Here is a 12839-nt window from a genome sequence, read left to right as displayed (position 1 = left end):
GTTCCCCGCGCCCCTGGAAAAGCAGGGGCCTGCGGCCCCGTGCTTTTCCGATGAAGGCGGGCCGCAGGCCCAAGCCTTCAGCGGGCGCGGGGAACTGCGCGAGCAACCACAACGAACCTGCACCCGACCACGCACCCCCACCCCAACGACGCCCCCGGGTGTAGCCGCGCAGCGACAGGGCACTCGCGTGCCAATGAACAGCGGATTCCCGGGGCCCGAGGGCTACGGTCCGGACCCCTTCAGTGAGTTCTTCGCACGCTTCTTCGGCGGGCCGCGCCCCCAGCGCATCGAGATCGGGCGGCTGATGAGCGGCCAGGCCCGGCAGTTGGTGGCGGACGCGGCGGCGTACGCGGCGCAGCACGGCAGCAGTGACCTGGACACCCAGCATCTGCTGCGCGCCGCGCTCACCGCCGAGCCGACCCGGAGTCTGGTGGCCCGCGCGGGCGCCGATCCGGACGCGCTCGCCGGGGAGATCGACGAGCGGTCGGGCCCGGCCCGGCACAAACCCGGCCAGGGGCCGGCGCCCGCGTCACTCGCCCTGACGCCGGCGGTCAAACGGGCCCTGCTGGACGCCCATGAGCTGGCCCGTGCCGCCGGCTCCGGATACATCGGCCCCGAACACGTCCTGAGCGCCCTCGCCGGCAACCCGGACTCCGCCGCAGGGCACATCCTGAACGCCGCGCGCCTGTCGGCCGCGTCGCTGCCGCCCGAGGCGTCCGAGCCGCCGCCGAACGGCACCCAGCCCGGACTGCCGCGCCCGTTGTATCCGCAGTCGGAGCTGCCGCGCCGCGCGGCCACGCCGACCCTCGACAAGTACGGGCGCGATCTGACCGACCAGGCGCGCCAGGGCCGTATCGACCCGGTGATCGGCAGGGACGAGGAGATCGAGCAGACCGTCGAAGTGCTGTCGCGGCGGGGCAAGAACAACCCGGTCCTCATCGGCGAGGCGGGCGTCGGGAAGACCGCGATCGTGGAGGGGCTGGCGCAGCGCATCGCCGAGGGCGACGTGCCCGATGTGCTGGCCGGGCGCCGTGTGGTCGCCCTGGACCTGTCGGGGGTGGTCGCCGGTACCCGCTACCGGGGCGACTTCGAGGAGCGGCTGACCACCATCGTCGACGAGATACGGACGCACTCCGAGGAACTGGTCGTGTTCATCGACGAGCTGCACACCGTCGTGGGCGCCGGTTCCGGCGAGAGCGGCGCGATGGACGCGGGCAACATCCTCAAACCGGCGCTGGCGCGCGGCGAGCTGAACATCGTGGGCGCGACGACCCTGGAGGAGTACCGCAGGATCGAGAAGGACGCGGCGCTGGCCCGCCGGTTCCAGCCGGTGCTGGTCTCCGAGCCGTCCGCCGCCGACGCGCTGGAGATCCTGCGCGGGCTGCGCGACCGGTACGAGGCCCACCACCAGGTCCGCTACACCGACGAGGCGCTGACGGCGGCCGTGGACCTGTCCGACCGGTATCTCACCGACCGGCGGCTGCCCGACAAGGCCATCGACCTGATGGACCAGGCGGGCGCCCGGGTGCGGCTGCGTTCCCGCACGAAGGGGACGGATCTACGGGCCCTGGAGCGGGAGATCGAGCAGCTGACCCGTGACAAGGACCAGGCGGTCGCGGGTGAGCAGTACGAGCAGGCGACGCGGTTGCGCGACCGGATCGCCGAGTTGAACGAGCGGCTCGCCGAGGGCCGTGAGGGCGACCGGGCCGACGACGGGCAGAGCCTGGGGATCACCGCCGAGGACATCGCCGAGGTGGTGTCCCGGCGGACCGGCATCCCCGTCAGCAGCCTCACCCAGGAGGAGAAGGAACGGCTGCTGGGGCTGGAGGAGCATCTGCACCAGCGGGTCGTCGGGCAGGACGAGGCGGTGGGCGTGGTCGCCGACGCGGTGCTGCGGTCGCGCGCCGGTCTGTCCAGCCCCGACCGGCCGATCGGCAGTTTCCTCTTCCTCGGCCCGACCGGCGTCGGCAAGACGGAGCTGGCCCGGGCGCTGGCGGAGGCCCTCTTCGGCAGCGAGGACCGGATGGTCCGCCTCGACATGAGCGAGTACCAGGAGCGGCACACGGTCAGCCGGCTGGTGGGCGCGCCGCCCGGCTATGTGGGCCACGAGGAGGCCGGGCAGCTCACCGAGACCGTGCGGCGGCACCCGTACGCGCTGCTGTTGCTGGACGAGGTGGAGAAGGCCCATCCGGATGTGTTCAACATCCTGCTCCAGGTCCTCGACGACGGCCGGCTCACCGACTCCCAGGGCCGCACGGTCGACTTCACCCACACGGTGATCGTCATGACGAGCAATCTGGGCTCGGACGCGATCACGCGCCGCGGCGCCGGGCTGGGCTTCGGGGCGGGCGGCGCCGAGGCGGCCGAGGAGAACCGGCGCGAGCGGATCCTCAGGCCGCTGCGGGAGCACTTCCGGCCCGAGTTCCTCAACCGTGTCGACGAGATCGTCGTCTTCCGGCAGCTCACCGCAGAGCAACTGCGGCGCATCACCGACCTGTTGCTCGAACGGACCCGGCAGCGGCTGCACGCGCGGGGCATCGGCATCGAGTTCACCGAGCAGGCCGTCGACTGGCTCGCCCGCCACGGCCACCAGCCCGAGTACGGGGCCCGACCGCTGCGCCGCACGATCCAGCGGGAGGTCGACAACCCCCTGTCACGGCTGCTCCTCGACAGCCGTCTGCCGTCCGGCAGCCGGGTGCGGGTGGAGACGGAGGACGGGCGGCTCGCCTTCCGTACGACGACGCCGCCCGCTCCGGGTGGACGAGACGCGGGCTAGCGCGTCGGGTGCACCACCATGGCCGAGCCGCCGCCGCGGCGTACCGTCTCTGCGGCGGCCAGCCACTTGCCGTTGGGCAGTCGCTGGACACCGGCGACCGCGCCGATCTCGGGGTTCTGCCGGAAGGCGTGCCCGATGGCTTCGAGCTGTCCCTTCAGGGGGCTGTTCCACAGGCCCGGTTCGAGTTCGGTGGTGGTCTGGTTGCGCTGGCTGGCGCGGGGTGCGGCGATGGCGTCGACCAGCGGCAGGCCCCGGTCGAGGAAGCCGGTGAGGGTCTGCAACACGGTGGTGATGATGGTCGCGCCACCGGGCGAGCCGAGCGCCACCACGGGCTTGCCGTGCTTGTCGAGCACGATCGTCGGTGACATGGACGAGCGCGGCCGCTTGCCCGGCCCCGGCAGGTTCGGGTCGTGCACGGCCGGGTTGGCGGGGGTGAAGGAGAAGTCCGTCAGCTCGTTGTTGAGCAGGAAGCCACGGCCCGGCACGGTGATGGCGCTGCCGCCGGTCTGCTCGATGGTGAGGGTGTAGGAGACGACGTTGCCCCACTTGTCGGCGACGGTGAGGTGGGTCGTGCTGTCGCCCTCGTACGTGGTGGGCGCGGTCGTTCCGCCCGTGGGGCAGGCCGCCGGGTGGCGCGGGTCGCCGGGGGCGACGGGGCTGGTGAGCACCGCGTCGTCCTTGATCAGGCAGCCGCGGGAGTCGGCGTACCGCTGCGACAGCAGTTCCTTCGTCGGTACGTCCTCGAAGGCGGGGTCGCCCACCCAGCGGCCCCGGTCGGCGAACGACACACGGCTCGCCTCGATGAGGCGGTGCAGGTACTGGACGTCGCTCGCCTTCGACAGGTCGGTCCGCTCCAGGATGTTGAGGGCCTCGGCGACGGTGGTGCCGCCGGAGGAGGAGGGGGCCATGCCGTACACGTCGAGTCCGCGGTACGACGCCTTGGTGGGCGCCTGGTTCTTGGTGCGGTACGCGGCGAGGTCGGCGGTTGTCAGGTCGCCGGGGCGGGCGTTGTAGCCCGAAGCGGGGTCGACGGGCGGTTTGTTGACGGTGGCGACGATGTCCCGCGCGATGTCGCCCTTGTAGAGCGCCCCGACGCCCTCGCGGCCCAACTCGGCGTAGGTGCGGGCCAGATCGGGGTTCTTCAGCGTCGAGCCGACCACGGGCAGCTGTCCGCCGGGCAGATAGAGGTCGGCCGTGGCGGGGAAGTTGCGGAACCGGGCCTCGTTGGCGGCGGTCTGGGAGCGGAAGGTGGCGTCGACGGTGAAGCCGTCGCGGGCGAGTCTCTCGGCGGGCCTGAGCAGCTTGGCGAGCGGCTTGCTGCCCCAGTTGCGCAGCGCGGTCCGCCAGGTGGCGGGCGTGCCCGGCGTGCCGACGCTCAGTCCGCTCGTCACCGCCTCGGCGAACGGGATGGGCGTGCCGTTCTCCAGGAAGAGGCTCTCGTCGGCGCTGAGCGGCGCCGTCTCGCGGCCGTCGACGGTGTGCACCGTGCGGCTCGCGGAGTCGTAGTAGACGAAGTAGCCGCCTCCGCCGATGCCCGCCGAGTACGGCTCGGTGACGCCGAGGGCGGCGGCGGTCGCGACGGCCGCGTCCACGGCGTTGCCGCCCTTCCTGAGGACCTCGATCCCGGCGGCCGAGGCGTCGGGGTCGACGCTCGCGACGGCACCGCCGTAGCCGACGGCGACCGGCACCTTTTCGACGGGGTCCGTCGCGGCGGACGTCGGCGGCGCCGCCGCCCCCACCGACACCACGGCGGACACCGCCGCAAGAACCGTCAGTTTCCGCGCGACAGGGCGACGCAGACGCATCCGTACCTCCAGTCAACGACCGTTCGCGCAGACTAACGTGGCCGCTGTCCCGCCGTCAGCGGCGTCTCGGCCAACTGGCTGTCCCGTCACCCGTCCGCGACAGGACGCCGTAAGGGGGGATCCGCACAGGTGGCCGAGCGGGCGGCCGGGCGGAGCCGACCAAGGAATCGGACAGGGATTCGGACAGTGTTCCGTCGCGCCCGCTACCATGCGCGGCCATGAATGACGACGTGCGCAATATCGTCCTCGGCGTGATCGCGGCGGGCATCAGTGCCTCGCTGGGCTGGTTCGTCCGGACCTACCTGTGGAAGCGCAGGCTCCGCCGCAAGCAGGCGTTCTTCGGGCTGCCCGAGAACTCCGAGTCGCTGCTGGTGGTCAACCGCGATCCGTCCAGCGCGGACATGGCGGTGCACCGCTTCGACGTGTTCGCGCTGCTGGAGCTGTCCGCCCTGATCAAGGACTGCGGTGCGCACGCTCAGATGATCACGCAGGACGCGGCTCAGCAGGGCTTCGGCGAACGCACCGAGTTCTGTGTGGGCGGGCCCGTCTCCAACCGCCGGATGGCCGCGCACATCGGGGCCATGCTGCCCGGCATACGTTTCAACACCGATCCCGAGCCCGGCCCCGACCGGGCGGCCTTCCACATCGGCGACGACACCTACCGGCTGGAGCCCGGGGTCACCGAGCACGTCCTGCTGGCCCGGCTCACCACCGGCCAGCCCCACCAGGCCCGTCCGGTCTTCCTGTTCTGCGGCCAGCGGGCCATCACCAACCAGGCGGCCACCCGTTACCTCGCCCGCCACCACGAGCGGCTCCACCGCAAGTACGGCACCGGCAACTTCGTCCTCCTGCTGAAGGTCGTCAACTCCCAGGCGTACGGCCCCGATGTCGTCGAACTGGTCGCGGACGTCACCCGCGCCGCGCAGACCCCGCCGGCGGCGCTCCCGGCCAAGGCGACACACCGGGCCTCGTAGGACGGGCTCACAGGTCGGGACGGGCGAGCCCCGCCGACGCGTTCACGCCAACTGTTACCGTCACGTAACTTACCGAGGAGTTACCTCTGGTAAGCCACGGCGGTTACCGTCGGGTCACTTTGCACTGACACGAGTGAGGAGCGACCCGTGAGACACCCGCACGGCAGGACATCGCGCACGGCCAGGGCCCTGCGCACGACCACCGTGGGGGCCGTGGCGGCCACCCTGGTCGCCGGTACGGCCCTCGGACTCGCCCCCGCCGCCCAGGCGGCCTCGGCGGACTCCCCCACCACCCGCTTCGTCGACATCACGGGCGCCGACGGCACGGTCCTCAAGGCCAATGTCGTCGCCCCCGCCGACGCATCCCGCACCTACCCGCTGCTCGTGCTCCCCACGAGCTGGGGGCTGCCGCAGGTCGAGTACCTGGCCCAGGCGCAGCAGCTCGCCAAGGCCGGTTATGTCGTGGTCAGTTACAACGTACGGGGCTTCTGGGAGTCCGGCGGCTACATAGAAGTCGCCGGGCCACCGGACATAGCCGACGCGTCCAAGGTCATCGACTGGGCGCTCGCCCACACCCCGGCCGACGCGCGTCGCGTGGGCATGGCGGGGCTGTCGTACGGCGCGGGCATCAGCCTGCTCACCGCCGCGCACGACAAGCGGGTCAAGGCGGTCGCCGCGCTCAGCGGCTGGGCCGACCTCATCGACTCCATCTACTCCGGGCGCACCCAGCACCTCCAGGCGGCCGGTCTGCTGGACGGCGCCGGCCGGATCACGGGGCGTCAGAGCCCCGAGGTCCAGGAGATCTTCAAGAACTTCTACGCGTCCAACCTGACCAAGGAACAGGACATGATCGAGTGGGGGAAGAAACGTTCCCCTGAGACGTATGTGGATGCCCTCAACACCAACGGCACGGCCGTCATGCTGGCCAACGGCTGGGGCGACTCGATCTTCCCGCCCAACCAGTACGCCGACTTCTACGAGAAGCTCACCGGTCCCAAGCGCCTGGAGCTGCGGCCCGGCGACCACGCCACCACCGAGCTGACGGGCCTGTTCGGGCTGCCCAACGACGTGTGGACGGACACCCGGCGCTGGTTCGACCACTATCTGCGGGGCCAGGCCAACGGCATCGACGACGAGCAGCCCGTGCGGCTCAAGTCCCGTACCGGCGGCGCCTTCGAGGGCTATCCGGACTGGAAGTCGGTCACCGCCACCCGCAAGAAGATCGCCCTCGCGAGTGGCACCACGATCCACGCGAACGTCGACTCGGGCGCGAACGGCGGGGTCGTCTTCCTGTCCAGCGTCCTCGACCAGGTCGTCCAACTGCCGCCCGTGGCCTCGATCCCGCTGCTGCCGCGCCGCTGGGCGGCCGTGTGGCAGTCGGAGAAGTACCGGACCCCGCAGCGGGTGCGGGGCACCGCCGAGCTGCACACCACGGTGACGGCCACCAAGGAGAGCGGCACCCTCGTCGCCTATCTGTACGACGTGGGCCCGCTCGGCCTCGGCAAGCTGGTCAGCCACGCGCCGTACACCTTCCACGGCGAGACGCCCGGCAAGCCGTTCGGCGTGGACCTGGAGTTGTTCTCCACGGCCTACGACGTTCCGGCGGGCCACCGTCTCGCCCTGGTCGTCGACACGGTCGACCCGCTCTACATCGAGCACAACCCGTCCGGCGCGCAGCTGACCTTCTCCTCGCCGCCGAACGACCCGTCGTACGTGTCGATCCCGCTGCGCGAGCAGTGATCTCCGGCTGCCGCCGGGCGGGCCTGGCCCCTGGCTACTGCGCGCCTGGCAGCAGCGTCCCCTTGTGCGACCGGGATGGAGTCCTCGGCCTCGGTCACCCCCAAGTGGAGGAACCGCTCATCGTAGTCGAGGCCCGCGCCCGGTCCAGCGGCGGCGGTCAGTGCTTGAGGATCTTGGAGAGGAAGTCCTTGGCACGGTCGCTGTTCGGATTCGTGAAGAACTCGTCCGGCGTGCGGTCCTCGACGATGCGCCCGTCGGACATGAAGACGACCCGATTGGCGGCGGAACGGGCGAAGCCCATCTCGTGGGTGACGACCACCATGGTCATCCCCTCGCGCGCCAACTGCTGCATGACTTCGAGGACTTCGTTGATCATCTCGGGGTCGAGGGCGGAGGTGGGCTCGTCGAAGAGCATGACCTTCGGTTCCATCGCCAGCGCCCGCGCGATCGCCACACGCTGCTGCTGGCCGCCCGAGAGCTGTGCCGGGTACTTCGGTGCCTGATCGGCCAGGCCGACCCGGTCGAGGAGGGCGCGGGAGCGCTGGTCGGCGTCCTCCTTCTTCCGTTTGCGCACCTTGACCTGACCGAGCGACACGTTCTGCAGGACCGTCTTGTGCGCGAAGAGGTTGAAGGACTGGAAGACCATGCCGACGTCCGCGCGGAGCGCCGCGAGGGCCTTGCCCTCCGCGGGCAGCGGCTGCCCGTCGAGCAAAATCTCCCCGGAGTGGATGGCCTCCAGCCGGTTGATGGCCCGGCAGAGCGTCGACTTCCCCGACCCCGAGGGGCCGATGACCACGACCACCTCCCCCCTGCCGACGGTGAGCTCGATGTCCTGGAGGACATGCAGCTCCCCGAAGTACTTGTTCACACCATGCAGTTCGATCAGCGGATCGACAGCCATGCCCTGCCCGCCCTGTTCGCTCTCGGCCGTGTCGTGTCGCAGGTGCCGCAAACTATCCGCACGCGAGGTGGCTCCGTACGCGACACGCACCGTCGGGGATTAGCCGTATTGTCAGGCACGGGGCCGGGGCCGGCCTCGCCATCCCGCCGCCCGGATGCCCCGCCGCCCGGATGCCTCGATGTTCCGGTGCCCCGGTGCCCCGGTGCCCCTGGAACGCTCACCCCTCCGCGATCTCGGCGTACAGCTGTGACAGCTCGGGTGCGCCGTTGTCGGCCCATTCGTGTCCGGCCTCGACCACGTGGATCTCCCGTCCGGAGGCGAGCCGCACCACGGGTTGGCCGCCCGGCCAGATCTCCCAGCGGGCGCCCGGAACGGTGCGGACGACGACGGTTCCGAGGTAGAGCCCGGCGTCGTTGCCCAGCCAGGTCGCGGTCTCCTCGTCGTCGCGCCAGCGCGGCACGAGTTGGTCGAGCGCCTCCAACGAGTCCGCCGAGTCGTCGAGTTCGACCCCTGCCTGCTGGGCCTGGGCGCGCAGCAGCTCGCATTCGGAGAGGAGTGCGGCGATGCGCTCGTGGCGTTCCTGACTGTTGTCGTCCCCTTCGTCCTCGCCGGCGGATATCACCGCGACTCCCAGGGCGTGCCCATGCTTCTTGCGCCAGTTGCCCAGGAAAGGGATGTACATGCGGTCAGAGTGTCATTCGTACCGCCCTTCGCACCACAGGCGCGCGGAGACCGCCTGTTCGCCCGGAGTTCGCGCCCGGTTCGCGCCTGCCTCATTGACGGGTCCCTGACGCCTCTTTAGTTTCGTGGCGCATCCGTCGTCATCAGGGGAACGGGAGGGTCGCGCGTGCGTCGACGCGTCTGGGGAACGGCTGTCGTACTGGGCCTGTTGGCGGGGGTCGCCCCCGTCGCCTCGGCCCGTGCCGCCACCGGCGGCGCGGGCGAACCGGTCCCGCTTGCACGGCTGTTCGACAACCGGGCGGTCAGTGACGACGCCCGGCCCGGTGAGGCCGACTTCGACGGCTCGGGCGGTTCGCTCTCGGCACGGGACCTGACGGCGGCGGGCTGGACTCCGGGCGGTGCGCTGACCGTCCAGGGCGCCCGTCTGACCTGGCCGGACCGCGCCCCGGGCGAGGCGGACAACGTACGGGCCGACGGCCAGTCCGTCCGGGTACGGGGCCGGGGCGACGCTCTCGCCTTCCTGGTCGCCGCGACGGGCGGCGCCGACGCGAGCGGCACCGGGACGGTCCGCTACACCGGCGGCGCCCGCTCCTCGTACCGGCTGACCGCCCCCGACTGGCGCACCGGCCCGCTCGCCACCAAGGCCGTCGCCCTCCCCCACATCAACACGCCCGGCGGTCAACTCGCCGAGAAGGCACGGCTGTACGTCGTCACCGTGCCCCTGGTGCGGGGCCGGCAGGTGGCTTCCGTGACGCTGCCGCGCGACCGGGACCTGCATGTGTTCGCCCTGTCGGTGCGGCCCGAGTCACAGGGCTGGACCGGCAGTTGGGCGGCCTCCACCTCGGGCTACACCGCCGTCGGCCCATGGACCGACCGCACCCTTCGGCTGGTGGTGCACACCTCGGCGGGTGGGCCCCGGGTGCGGATCCGGCTCGACAACACGTTCGCGTCGGCGCCCGTACGGGTCGGCAGCGCGACGGTGGCCCTGCGGGCGGAGGGGGCCGCCGCTCTCGGGGCTCCGGTACCGCTGTCGTTCGGGGGCCGGGCGGGCACCGGGATCCCGGCGGGCGCGCAGGCGTTCAGTGATCCGCTGGGCTTCGAGGTGCCGCCGGACACGGATCTGCTGGTCAGCTTCCATCTGCCCGGCACGGTGCCGGCCGCGCCCGTGCACCGGCTGGCCCAGCAGACCTCGTACGTCAGCGAGCCGGGCGATCACGCGGGCGACGGGTCGGCGGCGCCCTACACGTCGACGATCACGACCTGGCCGCTGCTGACGGGCGTCGACGTGGGAGGCGGGCCGGGGTCGGTCGTCCTCCTCGGCGACTCGATCACCGACGGGGAGCGGACGACCGTGGGCGCGAACCGCCGCTGGCCGGACGTCCTGGCGGACCGGCTGCGGCAGCAGGGCCGGGTCCCCCACTACGGGGTCCTCAACCAGGGGATCTCCGCGAACCGGGTGGTCACCGACCGCTATCCGGGCGACGGTGTCTCCACCGACTCGGGCGGGGTCAGCGCCCTCCACCGCCTCGACCGCGACGTCCTCGCCCAGACGTCCGCCCGTACCGCCGTCGTCTTCCAGGGCGTCAACGACGTCCGCTGGGGCGGCACCGCGGACCAGGTCATCGACGGGCTGCGGGAGATCGCCGACCGGGGCCACGCACGCCGTCTGCGGATGCTGGTGGCGACGATCGCGCCGTGCGAGGGCGAGGCCCGCTGCACGGCGGCCGCCGACGCCCACCGGGTCGCGGTCAACGAGTGGATCCGCGGCAACGACACGTTCGACGGGGTGCTGGACTTCGACCGGGTGCTGCGCGACCCCGACCGGCCGGCGCGGATGCTTCCCGCGTACGACAGCGGTGATCATCTGCATCCGGGCGAGGCGGGGCTCGCCGCGCTGGCCGAGTCGGTGGATCTGCGGCTGCTCTGAGCGGCGGTCCGCGGGGCCGCTACACGTCCAGGTCCACCACCACCGGCGCGTGGTCCGAGGCGCCCTTGCCCTTGCGCTCCTCACGGTCCACGTACGCGTCCTTCACGGCCTTCCCGAACGGTTCGTTGCCGTAGACCAGGTCGATGCGCATGCCGCGGTTCTTGGGGAAGCACAGCTGGCGGTAGTCCCAGTACGTGAACGGGTGCTCGTACTTGAGGGGGCGCGGGACGATGTCGGAGAGGCCGGCCTCGCGGAGGGAGGCTAGGGCGGCGCGCTCGGCGGGGGTGACATGGGTGGCGCCCTCGAAGGCGGCGACGTCGAACACGTCGTCGTCCGTGGGGGCCACGTTGTAGTCGCCCATGACGGCGAAGGGGCGGCTGCCGGCGGCGTCACCGGCGACGGCGGCCTTGAGGGCCTCGAACCACTGGAGCTTGTACACGTAGTGCGGGTGGTCGACCTCGCGGCCGTTCGGCACGTACACCGACCAGACGCGGACCGGGCCGCAGGTGGCGGAGATCGCGCGGGGCTCCACGGAGCCGTCGTAGCCGGGGTCGCCGGGCAGGCCCTTGACGACGTCCTCCAGGCCGACGCGGGAGATCACCGCCACGCCGTTCCACCGGCCGGTGGCGTGCACCGCGGCCTCGTAGCCCCTCTCGCGCAGCGCGTCGAAGGGGAAGGCGTCCTCGGCGATCTTGGCCTCCTGGAGGCACAGCACGTCCGTGCCGCTGGTCTCCAGCCAGGCGAGGAGCCGCGGGAGGCGGGCGGTGATCGAGTTCACGTTCCAGGTGGCGATACGCATGCCCCACAACTTACCGGGCGGGTCCGACAACGCCGTCCCGCCCGGTCCCCCGCCCCAGGTCCCCTACAGGTCCGCCGAGGTCCCGGGGGCGAGGCGGAGGTGCTCGGCGCCGCCGAGGGCGCCGATCTGGCGGTCGTAGATCGGGCGGGCCAGGTCGGTGAGGAGGGCGTCGTGGATGTCGTAGGCGCGTTGCGGCTTGACCTCGCGGACGTAGTCGATGACCTCGGAGATCTTGCTCCAGGGGGCCATCACGGGGAGCATCAGCGTCTCCACGGCGTGGTCGGGGACGGTCAGGGCGTCGCCGGGGTGGAAGACCCGACCGCCGTCGACGAGGTAGCCGACGTTGGTGATGCGGGGGATGTCCGGGTGGATGACGGCGTGCAGCTCGCCGTGCACCTGGATGTCGAAGCCCGCGGCGGTGAACGTGTCGCCGTGGCCGACGGTGTGCACCCGGCCGGGGAACGCGGCGGAGATCTTCTCGGCGACGGAGCGCAGGGTCCAGATCTCCGCGGCCGGGTTGCCCTCCAGGGCCGCGCGCAGCCGTCCCTCGTCGAAGTGGTCGGGGTGCTCGTGCGTGACCAGGACCGCGTCCGCGCCGATTGCCGCGTCCTCCTCGCTGAACCCGCCGGGGTCGATGACGAGCGTGCGTCCGCCCTTCTCCAGACGGACGCAGGCATGCGACTTCTTCGTGAGCTTCATGGTCATGACTCCATCCTGCCCCCGCGGGACCCCGAGGGCCCGCTCGCCGGTGTTCCACGGGCCAGGTCACCGACCTGCGCGGGCCCGCTGCCGGGGTCATTCCTCGGGGGTGGTCTCCTCTCGGATGATCTGCTGGGCGACCTTGAAGGCGCTGTTCGCGGCGGGGACGCCGCAGTAGACGGCGGCCTGGAGGAGGACTTCCTTGATCTCGTTCGGGGTGAGCCCGTTACGGAGGGCGGCCCGGGTGTGGAAGGCGAGTTCGTCGAGGTGTCCGCCGGCGACGAGGGCGGTGAGCGTGACGCAGCTGCGGGAGCGGCGGTCGAGACCCGGCCGGTCCCAGATCTCGCCCCAGGCGTAGCGGGTGATGAACTCCTGGAAGTCCCCGGAGAACTCGTCCGCCGTGGCCAGCGCCCGGTCGACGTGCGCGTCGCCGAGATCGCCCCGGCCGCCGTCCAGCCGGAGGCGATGGGCAGACCGGATCCGTACGACGCCGGGCTCAAGGTCCGCCGCGAGGTGCTCGGCGACGCGCACGTCGAC

At 71.8% G+C, this 12839-nt stretch carries 10 protein-coding genes; 4 read left to right on the top strand and 6 right to left on the bottom strand.

Translation table 11 applies throughout. The features are described from left to right. Nucleotides 1-193: 193 nt before the first annotated feature. On the top strand, nucleotides 194-2776 hold the full coding sequence (locus tag AOK23_RS37330; protein ID WP_055716919.1) for an ATP-dependent Clp protease ATP-binding subunit: 2583 nt from the start codon (nucleotides 194-196) through the stop codon (nucleotides 2774-2776). Here the strand turns inward: AOK23_RS37330 and ggt are convergent. Beyond that, nucleotides 2773-4581 carry a gamma-glutamyltransferase gene (gene ggt / locus AOK23_RS37325; protein WP_055716918.1) on the bottom strand — a complete coding sequence of 603 codons (1809 nt, stop codon included), beginning with the start codon at nucleotides 4579-4581 and terminating at the stop codon, nucleotides 2773-2775. The genes AOK23_RS37330 and ggt overlap by 4 nt on opposite strands. A 218-nt stretch (nucleotides 4582-4799) precedes the next feature. Here ggt and AOK23_RS37320 point away from each other — a divergent pair, with 218 nt between their 5' ends. Further along, on the top strand, nucleotides 4800-5555 hold the full coding sequence (locus tag AOK23_RS37320) for a hypothetical protein (RefSeq protein ID WP_055513626.1): 756 nt from the start codon (nucleotides 4800-4802) through the stop codon (nucleotides 5553-5555). A 147-nt stretch (nucleotides 5556-5702) separates the two neighbouring features. Next, entirely contained in the window at nucleotides 5703-7295 is a 1593-nt protein-coding gene (locus tag AOK23_RS37315; RefSeq protein WP_055716917.1) for a CocE/NonD family hydrolase, read from the top strand. 157 nt (nucleotides 7296-7452) lie between these two features. Here AOK23_RS37315 and AOK23_RS37310 read toward each other — a convergent pair whose 3' ends face one another. Together AOK23_RS37310 and AOK23_RS37305 are read right to left on the bottom strand one after the other, a co-directional pair. Beyond that, the gene (locus tag AOK23_RS37310) at nucleotides 7453-8196 is read right to left on the bottom strand and encodes an amino acid ABC transporter ATP-binding protein (protein WP_055513694.1); all 744 of its coding nucleotides are present in this window, start codon (nucleotides 8194-8196) and stop codon (nucleotides 7453-7455) included. A 217-nt stretch (nucleotides 8197-8413) separates the two neighbouring features. After that, nucleotides 8414-8878, bottom strand: a complete 465-nt coding sequence (locus tag AOK23_RS37305; protein ID WP_055716916.1) for a DUF6278 family protein — start codon at nucleotides 8876-8878, stop codon at nucleotides 8414-8416. Nucleotides 8879-9043: 165 nt separating this feature from the next. On the opposite strand from AOK23_RS37305, the gene AOK23_RS37300 reads away from it, so the two are divergent. Then, the gene (locus AOK23_RS37300) at nucleotides 9044-10804 is read left to right on the top strand and encodes an SGNH/GDSL hydrolase family protein (protein ID WP_055716915.1); all 1761 of its coding nucleotides are present in this window, start codon (nucleotides 9044-9046) and stop codon (nucleotides 10802-10804) included. 19 nt (nucleotides 10805-10823) lie between these two features. On the opposite strand, the gene AOK23_RS37295 is transcribed toward AOK23_RS37300, so the two are convergent. The 3 genes from AOK23_RS37295 to AOK23_RS37285 all read right to left on the bottom strand — a co-directional run. Then, nucleotides 10824-11603, bottom strand: a complete 780-nt coding sequence (locus tag AOK23_RS37295; RefSeq protein WP_055716914.1) for an exodeoxyribonuclease III — start codon at nucleotides 11601-11603, stop codon at nucleotides 10824-10826. Between the two features lie 63 nt (nucleotides 11604-11666). Next, on the bottom strand, nucleotides 11667-12302 hold the full coding sequence (locus AOK23_RS37290; protein WP_055716920.1) for an MBL fold metallo-hydrolase: 636 nt from the start codon (nucleotides 12300-12302) through the stop codon (nucleotides 11667-11669). 96 nt (nucleotides 12303-12398) lie between these two features. Beyond that, a partial coding sequence (locus tag AOK23_RS37285; RefSeq protein ID WP_240496734.1) for a carboxymuconolactone decarboxylase family protein occupies nucleotides 12399-12839 on the bottom strand: 441 nt, incomplete at its 5' end.

It is taken from the genome of Streptomyces torulosus (genome assembly GCF_001419765.1).
GTDB lineage: Bacteria > Actinomycetota > Actinomycetes > Streptomycetales > Streptomycetaceae > Streptomyces > Streptomyces torulosus.
The sequence above is the reverse complement of the archived record's forward strand: the minus strand, read 5'-3'. Positions and strand labels throughout refer to the sequence as shown.

Bases quoted from the DNA above. Each gene is read 5' to 3' on its own strand.
- AOK23_RS37330 (WP_055716919.1), top strand. From the start codon at position 194: ATGAACAGCGGATTCCCGGGGCCCGAGGGCTACGGTCCGGACCCCTTC.
- ggt (WP_055716918.1), bottom strand. From the start codon at position 4,581: ATGCGTCTGCGTCGCCCTGTCGCGCGGAAACTGACGGTTCTTGCGGCG.
- AOK23_RS37320 (WP_055513626.1), top strand. From the start codon at position 4,800: ATGAATGACGACGTGCGCAATATCGTCCTCGGCGTGATCGCGGCGGGC.
- AOK23_RS37310 (WP_055513694.1), bottom strand. From the start codon at position 8,196: ATGGCTGTCGATCCGCTGATCGAACTGCATGGTGTGAACAAGTACTTC.
- AOK23_RS37305 (WP_055716916.1), bottom strand. From the start codon at position 8,878: ATGTACATCCCTTTCCTGGGCAACTGGCGCAAGAAGCATGGGCACGCC.
- AOK23_RS37295 (WP_055716914.1), bottom strand. From the start codon at position 11,603: ATGCGTATCGCCACCTGGAACGTGAACTCGATCACCGCCCGCCTCCCG.
- AOK23_RS37290 (WP_055716920.1), bottom strand. From the start codon at position 12,302: ATGAAGCTCACGAAGAAGTCGCATGCCTGCGTCCGTCTGGAGAAGGGC.